This is a genomic window from Microbulbifer sp. MKSA007 (assembly GCA_032615215.1).
GTDB lineage: Bacteria > Pseudomonadota > Gammaproteobacteria > Pseudomonadales > Cellvibrionaceae > Microbulbifer.
In genome coordinates this window covers 2,872,671-2,888,744 of the sequence record CP128433.1, presented here as the reverse complement: position 1 = coordinate 2,888,744, position 16,074 = coordinate 2,872,671, and the positions used below count along the sequence as shown (strand labels likewise).

Below are 16,074 nucleotides of genomic sequence, written 5' to 3'. Positions count from 1 at the left end.
TTATATAGGCGTTTAATCAACCCTACCAATTGCATGACTATTCATTTGCTATGGCAAATGCGCTGTATTTCAACGGCTTACTGGGGGTGGATAGGCGGTTCTTATTCCCGGAAATAGATTTTGTGAATGGCAGGAGGGACTTCCATTTGACTATTGATTTTGCGCTATAGAACCGCCACCATACACGCCGTTCAAACACTTGTTTGACCAGAACACCGTATCCGTTCGCGACGTGAATTATCAGTCGCGGCTGTTAAAAAGCATATTTGAGACGGGATTTCCATGAAAGTTCTTGTAGCTGTGAAACGCGTTGTTGACTACAACGTCAAGGTTCGCCCCAAGGCGGACGGCTCTGACGTTGATACAGCCAACGTCAAAATGTCTATCAACCCCTTCTGCGAAATCGCAGTAGAAGAGGCGGTGCGCTTGAAGGAAAAAGGCGTTGTCAGCGAGATAGTCGCCGTTTCCATGGGCTCCAAGCAATGCCAAGAGCAAATCCGCACTGCACTGGCCCTGGGTGCCGACCGCGGTATCCTGGTTGAGACCGATGCTGAGCTGCAGCCTCTGGCAGTAGCCAAATGCCTGAAAGCGATTGTTGAGAAAGAAGAGCCTCAAATGGTAATTCTGGGCAAGCAGTCCATCGATGGCGATAACAACCAGACCGGCCAGATGCTGGGTGCTTTGACTGGCATGGGGCAGGGTACCTTCGCCTCTGAAGTTGCCGTAGAAGGCGACGCTGTTAAGGTAACTCGTGAAATTGACGGCGGCCTGCAGACTGTTGAACTGAAACTGCCTGCCATTGTTACTACTGACCTGCGCCTGAATGAGCCGCGTTACGCCTCCCTGCCTAACATCATGAAGGCAAAGCGTAAGCCTCTCGATACCACGACCCCGGATGAGCTGGGCGTTGATATTACTCCCCGCACCAAAACCCTGAAAGTTGAGCCGCCGGCTGAGCGTCAAGCAGGCATTAAGGTTGCCGACGTTGCTGAACTGGTAGAGAAACTGAAAAACGAGGCGAAGGTAATCTGATGAGCATTCTGGTTATTGCTGAACACGACAACGCCGAACTGAAGGGCGCCACGCTCAACACCATCGCTGCTGCCAAGGCTATTGGTGGTGATGTTGCTGTATTGGTTGCCGGATCTGGCTGCGGCCCTGTAGCGGAAGCTGCTGCTAAAGCTGAAGGCGTTTCCAAGGTACTGCTGGCAGATAATGCCGCATACGAGCACCAGCTGGCTGAGAACGTTGCCAAGCTGGTAGCGGACTTGGGCAAAGATTACGGTCACATCCTGGCTCCAGCCACTACTACCGGCAAGAACATGCTGCCACGCGCTGCTGCGCTGCTGGATGTACAGCCGATTTCCGACATCGTTGCTGTTGAAAGTGCAGATACTTTCAAACGCCCGATTTATGCGGGTAACGTCATTGCCACTGTACAGAGCTCCGATGCCATCAAGGTAATCTCTGTACGTACCACTGCCTTTGACGCCGTGGCGGCTGAAGGTGGAAGTGCAGCGGTTGAGTCTGTAGATATCGCGGATGACGCTGGTGTTTCCTCTTTTGTCGGCGAAGAGTTGGCCGTATCCGATCGTCCTGAACTGACCGCTGCGAGCGTAGTCATTTCTGGTGGTCGCGGCATGCAGAACGGTGAAAACTTCGAAATGCTGTACAAGCTGGCCGACAAGCTGGGCGCTGCAGTTGGTGCCTCCCGTGCTGCTGTGGACGCAGGTTTCGTACCTAACGACATGCAGGTTGGGCAAACCGGTAAGATCGTTGCTCCTGACCTGTATATTGCCGTTGGTATCTCCGGTGCAATCCAGCATTTGGCAGGTATGAAAGACTCCAAAGTTATCGTAGCCATCAATAAAGACGAAGAAGCACCGATCTTCTCCGTTGCTGACTACGGTCTGGTAGCTGACCTGTTTGAAGCTGTACCAGAGCTTGAAACAAAGCTGTAATGCCCGATTGCTATACTAGCGGGCATTGAAAAAGGCGGCGTCATGCCGCCTTTTTTCGTTTTTTGGTGACAACCTGCGGAACTAGTGTGCAATTTAAGGGACGAAATGAGGGTTTGCGGCGTTTAACTTGAAAGAGCGTTGCCTTTCCCGGGCTGAGGCAAGAAAATAGGCGTCAAAAACCAATAACCTCAGAAAGTTGAACTTGTATGTGGGTATGTTCATGTCCCCTCTAGCGCGAGCCGTTGGCTCAATTGGCAATAAGTTTGCCCAGGGCGAGTCGAGCAAAGGTCTCTCCCGTGGCACTATGGCGGCGTCAGCTATTGGCCTGTTGTGGTTGTCTGGCAATTTGTTTGCCTATGGCTCCCTATTGGTCCCAAGCGATCCTCAGGAATCCCTGCTCGCGGAGCGCAAAAGCCCGAGAGGTGCTCCTCCCCCCAGCGCTGCCAGTCTTCCCAGCACGCCGTTCTTTGGACGTGCTGAACCTAAAAAGACTACAGAAGTCCCTGAAGTCGACCTCGAAAATATTCCTCTGACTCAGCTGAATATTGTTTTATCCGGTGTTTTTGACAACTCCAATAAAACCAAAGCCAGTGCTCTGGTGTCGGAGAAAGGTAAACCCTCCAAGCGTTTGTATGTCGGTGATCGGCTTCCAGGTGGCGCCGAACTTTATTCTGTTGAGGTTGACCATGTGGTTCTTCGTCGTAATGGCAGGATGGAAAAACTGACATACCCAGAAGTGGACGGAAGGCCAAACGTACCATTGAGAGGCGTCAGCAGTTCCAGACAGAGAACGTCAAGTTCCAGCTCCTCCAGAAGAACTGCTCAAAGAGATGAGAACCAGCAGAACATTCGGGAGAGAATGGAACAGCTGCGTGAATTGGCCCGCGAGCGTCGTGCTCAGCGTGAGCCTAAATAAAAACTATCTACCTAGATTGTTTTGATTTTTTGAACATTTACTAGAGCCAGATAAATAATGATGAAGATGTTTTATCGACGGCTGCTTGCGGTCGGATTGAGTTTTTTTGTTTGTACTGCAACGCTGGCTCAGGGCCCGGAGCGGGTTACCCTTTCTCTCGACAATGCAGACATTCGTGATCTGATCAATTGGGCTGCTGATTTCACTGGCAAAAATATTATTGTCCACCCGAATGTTAAGGGTAAGGTCACCGTAGTTGCCGGTGACCCAATGACACACAATGAAGCCTTTGATGTATTTATGTCGGTGCTTCAAGTCAATGGCTTTAGTTTGGTGGAACAGGGCGGAACCTGGAAAGTAGTTCCCGATGCGCTGGCCAAGCAGCAGGCGATACCTGTCGCAGATGAGGCCACTCGAGCTCCTGCGGAATCCCTGGTTGTTCGCACTATAAGGGTTGAGAATATTTCCGCTTCACAGCTGATTGCTATGTTGCGCCCGCTGATTCCGCAAACTGGGCACTTGGCTGCCTATGCTGATACCAACACTCTGATAATTGCTGACCGCGCTGCGAATATTGACCAGATTATTCGCCTGGTGAAGCAACTTGACCGCGCCGGCGCTATTGATATTGAAGTGGTGCCGTTGATGTTTGCTTCTGCGAAGGAAGTAAAGCAAGTTCTTACCGATCTACTTCAATCGAGTGGAGGCAAAGCGGGTAAGGAAGTGCAACCGCTGCGAATTTCTGTTGATGAACGCTCCAATAGTATTCTCCTGACCGGAGATCCCGTTACCCGCCAGCAGATTAAGACGGTAATAGGCCGTCTCGATGCACCGCTGGATGGCGAAGGCAACACCGCAGTTGTTTATATCCAGTATGCCAATGCAGCAGATCTGAAGCCTATCCTCGAGGGTATGAGCGGTAGCATCCAGAACACAGAGAAAGACCAGCAAGCGGCGAATATTGAAGTCAGCATTCAAGTTAACGAGTCGCTCAACGCACTGGTGTTAACTGCTCCTCCCGCTCTCCTTGAAACCATGAAAGGTGTTATTGCCAGGTTGGACGTGCGCAGAGCGCAGGTTTTGATTGAGGCAATTATTGTAGAGGTAGTTGAAGGTACAGGTAGCGAACTGGGTATTAGTTGGATTGCTGGTTCCGGCAGTAATGCTGTTGCCGGCTGGAATAACCAGTTAGGCACGGATTCCGATGGGGAACCCAACCCATTTTCACTTCCTGTGACTGATTTGGTGGGAGCTGGCGCATTGCACCTGGGCTACCTCAGTGGCGGTGATATCCGTGCTGCGATTAATGCCGTAGCGTCAGAGAGCAATACCAATATCCTTTCTACACCAACAATTATGGCTTTGGATAATGAAGAAGCTGAGATTTTGGTGGGCCAGAACGTACCTTTTATTACCGGTGAACAGTTGCTGTCTGGTAGTAACGATGATCCGTTTACCACTATTCAGCGTGAAGATGTGGGTACCACTCTTAAAGTGATTCCCCGTGTGAATAACAACAACTCGGTAACTCTCGAGATCGAGCAAAAGGTTGAAAACGTTTTGTCTTCTGCTACGGCTGCAGCGGAAGGTGCATCCGACATCGTTACCAGCAAGCGTGAGATCCGCACAAAAGTATTGATCGATGATGGCGCGATCCTGGTACTGGGTGGTTTGATGGAAGATCAGGTTAATGAAACCGTGTCCAAAGTGCCTCTCCTCGGTGATATTCCCGGCATTGGTCGCTTGTTCAGAAACACTGAGAAGAGTGTTAGCAAAACTAATCTGATGGTGTTCTTGCGTCCCAGAATCCTCAGTAGTCAAGTTGCTGGCTATGAGGAGACGCGCAAGCGCTACATGGATATGCAGCAGAAGCAAATATTCCTGAAAGACCGCACCAGCCTGATCTGGGATTGGCACCGCGGTGATGTACTACCTGACCTGATGCCGCCAACAGGCACCTACAACGAGAGCCCTGCGCCAGTAGATGGTTCTATAGATGGTGCTGCCATTGAATCAGTCGAAGAAGACGTGGATGTTGAGGTTGAGGTGTTGGAGGTAGAAGAAGCTAAATGACGGCTGAAACAGGAACAGGGACTCCAACAATTCGCCGCCTTCCTTACGCTTTCGCAAAGCGTCACAAGGTTCTGTTAACCGAGCAGGAAGGCAAACCCCTCTGCCAATATGTGGCGCCGCTGAGTCCATCAGCGGTTGCCGAAGTACAGCGCATCAGTGGTGCGGCTGTATCTTTGGAGGCTGTAGAGGAAGATGTTTTCCAGGGTGCTTTGCAGCGTCTGTATGAAAACAGGGAGGGTGGCAACCTCTCCGAAGTCGAGGGCCTGGGTGAAGACCTGGATCTTGCAGCGGTCGCCGATTCGCTGCCTGAGACTGAGGACTTGTTGGAACAGGAAGACGATGCACCTATCGTCAAATTGATCAACGCAATTTTTGCCGAGTCGCTCAAGCAGGGCGCCTCGGATATTCATATTGAAACCTTTGAGAAGCGCCTCGTCGTGCGCTTCCGGGTCGATGGTGTACTTCGTGAAGTACTGCAACCCCGGCGAGCTCTGGCCCCATTGCTGGTATCCCGTATTAAGGTAATGGCAAAGCTGGATATCGCCGAGAAACGTGTGCCCCAAGATGGCCGGATCTCCCTTTTGATGGCTGGCCGAGAGGTAGATGTACGTGTCTCCACCATGCCGTCATCGGCGGGTGAGCGGGTGGTAATGCGTTTGCTGGATAAGCAAGCGGGCAAAATGGACCTGAGTAAGCTGGGGATGGCAGATCGCGACTTGCGCGTGATGACAGACCTGTTGGGACATCCCCACGGCATTATCCTGGTGACCGGACCAACGGGCTCCGGTAAAACCACCACCTTGTATGCTGGCCTCGGTAGTATCAATAACCGTGAGAAGAACATTCTGACGGTCGAGGACCCGGTGGAATACAACCTGGAAGGGGTTGGGCAGACTCAGGTAAATACCAAAGCTGATATGACTTTCGCCCGGGGGCTTCGCGCGATCCTGCGTCAGGACCCGGATGTAGTGATGGTCGGTGAGATTCGAGACCTGGAGACTATGCAGATTGCAATCCAGGCGAGTTTGACCGGACACTTGGTGCTCTCAACCCTGCACACCAACACAGCTTTGGGTTCGGTAACCCGTCTGGTGGATATGGGAATTGAGCCCTTCCTGCTGTCGTCAAGCGTGATTGGTGTTCTTGCCCAGCGTCTGGTGCGAGTTCTGTGTCCTGAATGCAAGCAACCTCATGTGGCTGACAGCAGCGAGCGGGAGGTTTTGGGCGTCGGGCCCGATGAGGAAGCCATCATCTATCGGCCTAATGGCTGTGAAGAGTGTAATCACAGTGGCTATGTCGGTCGTATCGGTATCTATGAATTGGTACCGCTCAACGAAGTGATGCGCCAATTGATCCACGATCGCGCTTCAGAGAGCAAGTTGGTTGCTGAAGCCCGCAAGCTTGGCCCCAGCATCCGTGACGATGGCGTAGAGAAAGTACTGGCGGGTAGGACCTCCCTTGAGGAAGTACTACGAGTTACGCAGGAGTCCTGATTGTGGCAGCTTTTGAGTATACAGCGCTGGCAGCATCCGGCCGCAAGAGCCGCGGTACGCTCGAGGCGGATAGCGCGCGCGCTGCGCGGCAGCAGCTGCGCGCCAAAGGTATGGTGCCTCTGGAAGTCAGTGCAGCCACCGAGAAAGAAGAGAAGGGCGGTGCCAGCTTTCTATCTGGTAGCCCTGGGCTGAGTGTTAAAAACCTGGCCCTGCTAACTCGGCAGATGTCCACTTTGCTTCGAGCGGGTATTCCCCTGGAAGAAACCCTTGGAGCCATTGCCAATCAGACTCGTAACCAAAAAATCAAACGCGTGGTATTGGCTGTTCGGGGCAAAATCCTTGAAGGGCACAGTTTCGCCTTGGCCCTGAGCAGTTTTCCACGGGCATTCCCCAAACTCTATCGCGCTACGGTTGAAGCAGGGGAGCACTCTGGTCATTTGGATGCGGTGCTGGATCGCCTTGGTGACTATACGGAAGGGCAGCAGCAATTTCGGCAGAAGGTGCAGCTGGCTCTGATCTACCCAGTTGTTTTGGTATTTATCTGTGTATTGGTTGTAACCGGTTTGATGGTGTACGTGGTACCTGATGTTATCGAGGTATTTACCGGCACCGGGCAGGTTTTGCCGCTGGCTACCCGCATCCTGGTCTCCATGAGCGATTTTATTTCTGCCTGGGGCTGGCTGGTGCCGCCGGCACTTGGGGCGCTCATTTTTGGCGCTGTGATGATGCTGCGGCGCCCGGCAATTCGGTATCGTTTCCACCACCGTTTGCTGGAGCTGCCAATTATTGGCTGGATGATGCGAGGGACACAGAGTGCTCGCTATGTAGGGACCCTGGCGATTCTTACGGGCAGCAGTGTGCCGCTGGTTCAAGCCATGGGTATCGCCGGTGGAGTAATGACCAATACCTTCCTTAAAGACCGACTCGATGCGGCTCAAAAGAGCGTGCGCGAGGGCGGGAGCCTTCGTAAAGCCCTGGAAGATGTAGGCTATTTCCCACCGATGATGATCTATATGATCGCAAGTGGTGAATCTTCGGGCACTCTCGATGAAATGCTTCAGCGTGCGGCGGATTCGCAAGAACAGGATTTGCAGGGTGCGGTAACTGCCTTTGTAAGTATCTTTGAACCTCTGATGCTGCTGATAATGGCTGCCATCGTGTTGTTCATCGTTATGGCTATTATGATGCCAATTCTGAGCATGAACGAATTGGTCGTTTAATGCTCAAATTAGGTGTAGGTCAAAGAGAAATTGCGTAGCTGCTTTAGGAGGTTGGTATGAAATCCTTGCGCAACAGCGCCGGCTTTACACTGCTAGAGGCGTCGAAGATTCTTGTTGGGCTGGGAGCGGCAGTTTTGCTGGGCATGTTGCTGCTTTAGTCTGGGGAATCGTGTAATTTACTGATTTGGTGACTTTTAAATAATTGGGGTCACGAAGGGTATCGTGACCCTTGGGGTTCCCAGAGTTAGAGTGAACTAGGAGAGAAAAATGAAAACCCTACGTAAAAGTGGTGGCTTTACCCTGATTGAAATTATGGTGGTGATCGTAATTCTCGGGGTGCTTGGTGCACTAGTTGTACCTAATGTTCTTGGCAAGACCGGCGAAGCTCGAATGAAAGCGGCCAGGGTTGACCTTAAAGCTATCGAGACTGCATTAGACCTTTATCGCATGGATAACTTTGTCTACCCCAGCTCTGATCAGGGCCTGATGGCACTGGTATCCCGCCCATCCGGCTTCCCCGAAGCGAAGAACTGGACTGAGCCCTACCTGAAGAAAGCGCCAAAAGATCCCTGGGGCTATGAATATCAGTACATCAGCCCAGGCAGTGCCGGTGCCTACGACCTATTCACCCTCGGTGCCGATGGCAAAGCGGGCGGTGAGGGCGAAGCTGCTGATATCTACGTTACTGACCTGTAACACCTGAAATTTGCACTTGATGTATAGCATTGGTCGAAGCCGTGGCTTTACGCTGATCGAACTGTTGGTAGTGATTGTCATCATCGCCTCTCTGGCTGGCATGGCGACTCTATCGATGGGGAATTCCGGCGGGCGCGTGTGGCAAAAAGAAGCCCAGCGCTTGTCGGCCCTTTTGCAGTTGGTTGCGGATCGAGCCCTGATTGACAAAATGCATTACGGCGTTGTTTTTGAACAGGGCACTTATAGCGTGGTGCATTTTGAGCAAGAAACAATGACCTGGTTGCCGATAGATTCGGTTGCGTCGGGGAGGCGTGCTGCGCGTTTTGCCACCCATGAATTGCCGGAAATCGTTCGCCTTGAAGTGATAACTGAGGCGGAGCTGCCGTCGACAGAATCCACGGAATTTGCAGAAGAGACCAATGAAGATCGAGTCGTTCCGCAATTTGTTGCTCTCTCCAGTGGAGAGGTACTTCCCGTAGAAGTTGCCATGTACCTTGTTGAGAATGGCGACGACGTTCGAGGTGCGACTATTTCTTACACCAGCCTGAACGGATTGCAGCTAGAGTGGCAGGCCGATGAATTTTAAGAGAGCCCAGCGCGGTTTTACATTGGTAGAAGTCTTGATAGCCCTGGTTATTTTTGGGGTTATTGCCGCCAGTGTTCTGAAGGCAATGCAGCGCAGTGTTGGCCAGCAGCGGGTGATGGAGGATCGTCTCTCGGCAAACTGGGTTGCCCAACAAGTGCTCTCCCAAGTCCGCGTGCAAACTCCTTGGCCTCCTTTAGGGGAACAAACAGATCAGGTGGTCTTGGGGCAAAGGGAGTGGGAGGTTAGTGCCCGAGTGGAGGCCACCAGTAATGAGCGCTTGCGCCATATCATTATTGAAGTAGGCCACCTGGATGCTGAGTACCCAACTCTGACCCTGGATGCTTGGGCTGCTGAGGAGTAACTGATATGTCTTTGCGCCTTTCCAGCCAGTCGGGCTTTACCCTCATTGAAGTCCTCATAGTTTTAGTTCTTGTCGCCATTATCAGTGTCGGTTCCTTTTCGCTGTTGGGACTCTTTTTTGACACGGAAGAGATGGTGGACCAGAGGGCCGAGCAGCTACGTCGCTTTTCTATGGCGATGTACCGTATAGACAATGATTTTCGCCAGGTAACTGCCCGCGCTGTTAAGAATGCCTACAGCGGTTATGAGCATGCGTTACGTGGTGATGAAGATGAGTTGGAATTTACGCGCCTTGGTGCGGCAAATCTCACCGGGGAACCTCGGGGCGAGCTATTGCGTTTGAGTTATAGCATCGGATACGCCGAGGATCTTGAGATCGACTCCCTGACCACCGGCACTGGCCGGGGGGCGAGGACGATATAGGTGGGTTATTACTGCGCAGTCGCTGGCAGGTCTTGGATCGGTCTCCCGATTCTGCGCCCATCGCCGAGCCTCTGCTAATGGGAGTCGAAAGTTTAAGTCTTCAATACCTGGACCCAGACACTGATGCCTGGGTTGCCCAGTGGCCACCGATCAGCTCGGACGGTTCCCAAACAGAAGCGGATATACGGCTTCCGCAAGCTATTGAATTTGTTATTGTCACCCGGCAGTACGGGGAGGTCCGTCGTGTCTTCCAGATACTGGCAGCGGAAGACAGTTCCTCTGCTGACGACGATGATGATGACGGGCGTTAGGCGATGAAAGGTAGAAAAATGCCGAGGTCGCTGGCTCGTCAAAAAGGGGTGGCTCTGATTGTTGTACTGCTGGTGATGGTGATTGCCATCGCGGCGGTATCCCACGCTATCTTGCGCGATCAGATTGCGATTTCCCGCAGCGGTGCACTGTTGGCCAACACACAGTTGGCAGAGTTTGTTGAAGCGGCTGAGGCCTGGACACGGGTAGCGCTGTTGGAGGATTTCGAGGAAGACCAGGAAGAGGAGGAAACCGCAGACCATGCCTTGGAGGCCTGGGCATTCCCAGTTCTGCAGTTCAATCCTGATAATGGCAAAATTCGCATGAATATCAAAGACTTACATTCATGTTTTAACGTGAATAATTTGTCTGATAGCAGCGATAGTGATCAATTCGAGATCTTCCAGCGCCTGGTGAATAATGTTACCGGCAAGTCTGACCTGGCCAAGTCAATTGCAGATTGGGTGGACGATGGCGATACCCCGCGAACCTCGGGGACAGAGGATGACGGCTACCTGGGAAGGGAACTTGCCCACAGAACACCGGACATGATGATCACTGATATTACTGAGTTGTCATCGGTAGTAGATATGGAATTAGAGGACTGGGAGAAACTTGTGCCTTTCCTTTGTGCCCTCCCGGAGACAGGAACCCTGGTGAATATCAACACGGCTTCTGAGGAGTTAATCGAGGCGATTGAGCCTTCCGCAAGTGTTTCCAAGTTGGTGCAACTTCGCGAGTCGGGCGGTTATATCAGTGACTCGAGTGAATATGCAGATTATGAAATCGCTAACTCGGGGCCTTTTACTTTTCAAAGCCAGCACTTTCTGGCGCGAATTGCTGTCCAACTCGGAAGCGATGGCGAATACAGGCAGTATTGGGAGTCCGCCCTGGTTCGGAATAGTACAGATGGCAAGGTTCGGGTGCGCCAGCGCCAGCGCCGGGCCTTTTCTGGTCAAATGATGCAGGAGTTGCTCGAGTACGAAAGCACTGAAGAGAGCGAATAGTTAGAAATTGTATGTTTAAAAAGAAAAGCATTAACGAGATTGAAGCCCCTACAGCGCCTCCTCAGACGTCTCTGGTTCTGCTGCGGTTGAGCGAAACTGCTGACCTGACTCTGCGCCTGCATCAGTGGCAAGAGGGTAATTGGCAACAAGTAGCCTTGGACTCAGAATTTTCTCTGGCATTTAATCCCGAATTTGAAACTGTCGAAGAGCAGCCAGAATTCCCTCAGCTCAACCTTCCTGATGACGCCAAAGCGCTACTGATGGTGCCTGGTAACTGGGTATGGAGCGGTCTCGAAACTATACCTAAGGCAGCTCGTCGCCAGGCTAGTGCTATTGGCTATATGGTTGAGGAGCACTTAGCCCAGGATGTCGAGGACTTACACTTTGCCTGCAGACCCCGCACCGGTGATCTCTGCAGCGTATACGCCATTGATGTTGAAAAAATAGAAGCGCTTCACTCCCAGTTGGAGCGGCTCCAGTGGCCGCTGGCTGCTGTAGTGCCGGAGTATGAATTACTTAGCTTGATCGAAGGTGACATTCGCCTGTGGCTGGATGGCGGCCAAGCGCATATCTGGAAAGGTGCCGGGCAGGGTCTAACTGTTAATCGCGATTTTTTACAACCTCTTCTCGGTTCGCTATTAGTTGATGAAGGTGATGAATCCGAAGGCGAAGATGATTCTGAAAGCGGTAAGCCGATCGATAACAAACAGGTAGTACTGCTGGGGGCTGGCGAGCAGGATGGGTTGCTGATTGCTGAGTTGGAATCCCAGTTTGGCGATGGCTTACAGCTGAACCAGCGCTCAGCGGAAGAAGTCTTTATTGAACGGTTCAAGCTGGGGCTGCTAACAAACTTGCTAACTGGAGATTATCAGTTATCGAGTAATAAGAGCGCTGCGGCTTGGTGGATACGCCCGGCTAAAGTTGCTGCCGCTTGTTTTGTTATCCAGCTACTGTTTTTCGTTGGTGCCGGTGCTTTTTATCAGTGGAAGGGCAGCCAGTCTGAAGAGCAGGCCCGGGCGATGTTTACGGAATTGTTCCCGAATACTCGACCGTCTGCCCAGATGCGCCGACAGCTTGAAGGTTTCCTGAAAGGCGCGGGTAATCAGGGTGGTGCTTTCTCTACCCAGATGCAGCAGTTGAGCAAAGTCTGGATTGCTCACAAAGGGGGCGCATTAAAATTACAGTCCCTTCGTTTTGATGGCCAGCGTGGAGAAATGGTGTTGCAGCTTCAGGCAGAAAACCTGTCTGATCTCGATGCATTTGTCAGCAAGCTATCTGGCGGCGGGATCAAGGCGGACCTGTTAGGTGCGAACGAGTTGAAAAAAGGCGTTTCAGGCCGTATTCGCTTACGTTAGAGCCAGCGGTTTATATAAAGCAGCCAAGCGTAAGAAGAGATTGGTGGTAGCAATATAATGAAAGAACAGATCGAACAGTGGCGCCAAAAATGGCAGGCACTTCCGCCCAATGACCAGAGAGCCTTGGGTTTGTTGAGTATATTCGGAGCCGTAATTTTTATTGTTTATGGCCTGTACTCCCCGGCAAAGGGCTTCTTTGATGAGTCCCGCTTGCGAGCGGAAGAAAATCGTGAGCTGGTTAACTGGATGGAGGGCCAGCGCCCGACGCTGGAGCGAATAAAGCCCGCAGGTGGTGGTGCTGGCGGTGCTTCAGGTACTCTTTTGCAGCGCGTTACTGGTGCGGCCAAACAAAACCAGATTGTGATTAAGCGCTTTGAGCCTGAGGGTGAAAACCGCATCCGATTGTGGATTGAAGAAGTCCGTTATCAGGATTTGCAACCCTGGTTGAATCGCCTGATGCAGGAGAAAATGGCTGTTCGCACGATTAATCTAGATGCCCTTGCGGATGAAGGTATGGTCTCTGCTCGATTGACGATCGAAGGCTAGTAACCTCCCTACTGACAGGCTCGAATATAGAACTCGGGCCTGCTTCTCCTCAGTAACCACCTCTTAAGTACACTCGAATATCGACGCCCCCATTCGTGCAGCCTCCCACAGAAGTAGGGTGGTTTTAGGCGGAAATGTCATCTTTAGCCCTATACTGGATTAGTAACGAGGAAAAAGGTGCCACTATGCTTTTTAAAGACATATCCACCAAGCATTTGGTAGAAGTGGCTGATATCGTCACACTTTCGAATCCCTACGAGCTGACTGTGGTAGGCCGTTATTTGTGGGGTGAAGAGATTCAGGACCCAGAAGTCTTCGATAAAACTGACTTATGCTTCCTCTCTGGTGAGCCACTTCCTAGATGCTGGCATGACAGCCGCTACCGGGATAAAGAGGTTCGCAGGCTTCGTTGCGGCACTCACGCTTCAGAGGATGGTGACTACTATCAGGGTGCTTGAATTTATAGTTTTACCAAATGGTACGGTGGTCGACTAGATTTTGCCAATGACTTACCAGTTGCCCTTAAGCACTGTACAATGCGCGCCAATTTTTTAAGCGAATGCACGCATGACATTTGAGCAGTTTGAAGAGTATTCCCTGTGGTTGGGAATCGGTGCACTAATTCTATTTATGGTGTTTATTGTTTGGAACCTGGCAAAAGACTCCAAGGCTGGTAGATTTGGGACATTTATTCTGTTCCTCGCTCTGGGGCTTGGATTGCTGGGATTTCTAATAAAGACCGTTTTGGTTGAAGTACTCGGGATAGGCTAGGGAGCTTCAATGGCACCGGATACCCAGTCTCTCAGGGAAGGTCGCAATGTCTATATTTGATCGCCCTGAACTCAAGGTTCAAAAAGACAGACGTATTTGCCGCGCAACTGATATGCGTATAGCCAAATATACCCGGCGCGGCATGGTGCTCTCCCTTTTTGCATTTCTAATCGCAGCCTCTATTGGCGACATGCGCCTAGAAGCTCCGCGCCTGTTATTAACAATGGGAATCGGCCTGGTAGTACTAACCCTGATTAGGGGCTACTACGTTTTTCGCTTCGACCACCTGTATGGCTCGGGACCAAATCGTTGGCGCAATCGTTACTTTCTGTTCTCGATTATCGGCTCAGCCTGGTGGGGCATTACCTTATTTTACTTTGTCTATTTAATGGGGTTTGCGCCTGAGACCCACTTCCTGTGGATCTATTCGGTAATCTTTTGCTCCAGTGTCACCACCGTATTTTCTCCCTACCATCGTTTTCTGACTTGGTTCACCGCAACCTCGCTACTGCCAGCAGCGCTAATGGCACTGTTCTCAGGCATGATCCTGGGGACCATCTACGGAACTCTCACCCTCGCTTTTATTTGGCTGACTGCCCACCAGGGCCGTCGCGAATCGGAGAACTATTGGGAGCGTCTGTCTGCGATGCAGGAGCTGCAACAGAGAGCAAGCAGTCTAGCAGCAGCACGCAAGCATTCCGAAGCTGCTGTTGAACTGACCAATGAGTTCATAGTTAATATCGGACAGGAATTCCGCAGTCAGCTGTCTGACTCCCTTGGTGCCTTAGCGCTGCTGGAAGCTGAGCCATTGAGTGACCGTCAGCGCGAATGGGTAGAGCTGGCCAAGGTTGCCAGTAGCCAGCAACTCAAACTGGTTGATAATGTGGGCTTGTTTACCCGGGTGGCTCGCAAAGATATTCGGTTGCGTCAGGGCCCCTTTAACCTGGTCAAGACTGTAGAAAAATCATTCAAGTTTGCAGCGAGGGCGGCCCACAGCCAGGAGTTAGAATTTAACTTCCAGATTGATGACAATCTCCCGGTGATGGTGACAGGGGATAATCGCAAAACGGCCCAGCTGATTCGCAATCTGGTGGACTCCGCTACTGGCATTGCCCAAAGAGGCGAGCTGTGGGGTGAGGTATCTTATAACCCGATCACCACGGTAGAGGGGCAGCTCTCGATCACTTTGATGGATGATGGGCGCGGTGAGATATTGCCGGACGAGAGCGAACTTTTCGGTGCCTTCTCCCGTATGGATACCACCCAGGTAACTACAGGTCTCGGACTCTCGATTGCTAAAGGCCTAGCCGAAGCAATGGGCGGTTACCTTCAACTGCATTCAACCCCAGACGGCAACCGCTATCAGGTGGTGATCAAGTATTCCACCGAGCCAAACCAGCGAACCTACCTCACACCGGACAGAAAGTTACAGGATATTGAAGTCTTGTTAATTCATCAGAAAGGCCTGTTTATTTCAGGTCTGGTGCAGGTGCTGCGTTCTTTTGGGATGGATGTAAAGTCCATCCGCTGGTGCGAAGGTTGCGAGTGCGAAGTCCAGCAGTTGCTGCGCCAAGCGGTAGAGCGCAACCAATTGGTAATGATGGTACCGGCAATGGGGGATTCGACTCTTTTCGACTCCATTACGCCTTTCTTTGAAGAGTCCCAAGGGGCAAAGAATAAAGAGAGTCGCCTGGTATGCCTGGGCGGCTTTGGCCAGAAAAGTGAGTTCACTCATTTGCAGCAACTCTTACCATCGGCACAGTATCTGAGTCGACCGGTGACCCGTAAAGAACTGCACGATGCGTTAGTGGGATTACTGTTTGGCGGTGCGAAAAGAAGCTGTCGAAGAGTGGTTACCGGTGGGGCGGATCAGCCGCGCCACTACTCATTGCTCTTGGTTGAGGAGTCCAGGCCTCATCAGTGGGTGACTGAGGAGATGCTTCAGGCCCTGGGTTACCAGGTAGATATAGCAGTAGATGCGGATGATGCATTAGTTCGCTTGTCTGAAGGCCATTATGATTTGGTGTTAGTGGATTGCCAGCAAAATACAGATCACAGTGCGCAGATTATCGAGATACTGCGTCGCTGGGAGTCCGAGCACCGCCCGGATGATCGCCTGCCTATTGTTGCTGTAACCAGTACTACTGAAGAGCAATTTGAGGGCCGTTGCCTGGCAGCAGGTATGGATGATTTTCTGACTAAGCCTCTGAGCAAGGATCTTCTTCGGGAAACCTTGGCGCGTTGGCTGGGTAGTGCTTAGCTTACAGAGCTTGCCTTAATGCTGAGTAAAAAGCTGTAAGTAAATGCGGCTTTTTTATTTCCAATCGCTCAACCTTTACGCCTTACTGCTTTTGAGGT

Annotated in this window: 17 protein-coding genes; all 17 read left to right on the top strand. The window is 51.6% G+C overall.

Annotated features, from left to right (window positions below):
• Nucleotides 1–282 precede the first annotated feature (282 nt).
• The 17 genes from QT397_15725 (at nucleotide 283) to QT397_15645 (ending at nucleotide 15,976) form a co-directional block, all read left to right on the top strand.
• Nucleotides 283–1,032 (top strand): electron transfer flavoprotein subunit beta/FixA family protein, encoded by a 750-nt coding sequence (locus QT397_15725; GenBank protein WNZ54342.1) that lies wholly within the window; start codon nucleotides 283–285, stop codon nucleotides 1,030–1,032.
• Nucleotides 1,032–1,961: an FAD-binding protein gene (locus QT397_15720; protein ID WNZ54341.1), complete on the top strand. Its 930-nt coding sequence runs from the start codon at nucleotides 1,032–1,034 to the stop codon at nucleotides 1,959–1,961. The genes QT397_15725 and QT397_15720 overlap by 1 nt, the downstream gene beginning before the upstream one ends.
• A gap of 220 nt (nucleotides 1,962–2,181) precedes the next feature.
• Nucleotides 2,182–2,877: a type II secretion system protein N gene (locus QT397_15715; GenBank protein ID WNZ54340.1), complete on the top strand. Its 696-nt coding sequence runs from the start codon at nucleotides 2,182–2,184 to the stop codon at nucleotides 2,875–2,877.
• Nucleotides 2,878–2,934: 57 nt separating this feature from the next.
• Nucleotides 2,935–4,950, top strand: a complete 2,016-nt coding sequence (gspD, locus tag QT397_15710; protein WNZ54339.1) for a type II secretion system secretin GspD — start codon at nucleotides 2,935–2,937, stop codon at nucleotides 4,948–4,950.
• On the top strand, nucleotides 4,947–6,443 hold the full coding sequence (gene gspE / locus QT397_15705) for a type II secretion system ATPase GspE (protein WNZ54338.1): 1,497 nt from the start codon (nucleotides 4,947–4,949) through the stop codon (nucleotides 6,441–6,443). The genes gspD and gspE overlap by 4 nt, the downstream gene beginning before the upstream one ends.
• Nucleotides 6,444–6,445: 2 nt before the next feature.
• Nucleotides 6,446–7,663, top strand: a complete 1,218-nt coding sequence (gene gspF / locus QT397_15700) for a type II secretion system inner membrane protein GspF (protein ID WNZ54337.1) — start codon at nucleotides 6,446–6,448, stop codon at nucleotides 7,661–7,663.
• A gap of 267 nt (nucleotides 7,664–7,930) precedes the next feature.
• The gene (gspG, locus tag QT397_15695) at nucleotides 7,931–8,359 is read left to right on the top strand and encodes a type II secretion system major pseudopilin GspG (protein ID WNZ54336.1); all 429 of its coding nucleotides are present in this window, start codon (nucleotides 7,931–7,933) and stop codon (nucleotides 8,357–8,359) included.
• A gap of 19 nt (nucleotides 8,360–8,378) precedes the next feature.
• Nucleotides 8,379–8,945 (top strand): type II secretion system minor pseudopilin GspH, encoded by a 567-nt coding sequence (gene gspH, locus QT397_15690; GenBank protein WNZ54335.1) that lies wholly within the window; start codon nucleotides 8,379–8,381, stop codon nucleotides 8,943–8,945.
• On the top strand, nucleotides 8,935–9,306 hold the full coding sequence (gene gspI, locus QT397_15685; GenBank protein ID WNZ54334.1) for a type II secretion system minor pseudopilin GspI: 372 nt from the start codon (nucleotides 8,935–8,937) through the stop codon (nucleotides 9,304–9,306). Before gspH ends, gspI begins: the two co-directional genes overlap by 11 nt.
• A 5-nt stretch (nucleotides 9,307–9,311) precedes the next feature.
• Nucleotides 9,312–9,728: a type II secretion system protein GspJ gene (locus QT397_15680; protein WNZ54333.1), complete on the top strand. Its 417-nt coding sequence runs from the start codon at nucleotides 9,312–9,314 to the stop codon at nucleotides 9,726–9,728.
• A gap of 32 nt (nucleotides 9,729–9,760) precedes the next feature.
• Complete coding sequence (locus tag QT397_15675) at nucleotides 9,761–10,039, top strand: type II secretion system protein GspJ (protein ID WNZ54332.1); 279 nt, start codon at nucleotides 9,761–9,763, stop codon at nucleotides 10,037–10,039.
• A gap of 3 nt (nucleotides 10,040–10,042) precedes the next feature.
• Nucleotides 10,043–11,044, top strand: a complete 1,002-nt coding sequence (gene gspK / locus QT397_15670; GenBank protein ID WNZ54331.1) for a type II secretion system minor pseudopilin GspK — start codon at nucleotides 10,043–10,045, stop codon at nucleotides 11,042–11,044.
• Nucleotides 11,045–11,055: 11 nt separating this feature from the next.
• Nucleotides 11,056–12,399, top strand: coding sequence for a type II secretion system protein GspL (gene gspL / locus QT397_15665; protein ID WNZ54330.1), 1,344 nt, complete (start codon nucleotides 11,056–11,058; stop codon nucleotides 12,397–12,399).
• Between the two features lie 57 nt (nucleotides 12,400–12,456).
• Nucleotides 12,457–12,945 (top strand): type II secretion system protein M, encoded by a 489-nt coding sequence (locus tag QT397_15660; GenBank protein WNZ54329.1) that lies wholly within the window; start codon nucleotides 12,457–12,459, stop codon nucleotides 12,943–12,945.
• Nucleotides 12,946–13,130: 185 nt separating this feature from the next.
• On the top strand, nucleotides 13,131–13,403 hold the full coding sequence (locus QT397_15655; GenBank protein ID WNZ54328.1) for an acetyltransferase: 273 nt from the start codon (nucleotides 13,131–13,133) through the stop codon (nucleotides 13,401–13,403).
• Between the two features lie 109 nt (nucleotides 13,404–13,512).
• Nucleotides 13,513–13,716, top strand: coding sequence for a DUF2788 domain-containing protein (locus QT397_15650; GenBank protein WNZ54327.1), 204 nt, complete (start codon nucleotides 13,513–13,515; stop codon nucleotides 13,714–13,716).
• Nucleotides 13,717–13,762: 46 nt separating this feature from the next.
• Nucleotides 13,763–15,976: a response regulator gene (locus QT397_15645; protein ID WNZ54326.1), complete on the top strand. Its 2,214-nt coding sequence runs from the start codon at nucleotides 13,763–13,765 to the stop codon at nucleotides 15,974–15,976.
• Nucleotides 15,977–16,074 lie beyond the last annotated feature (98 nt).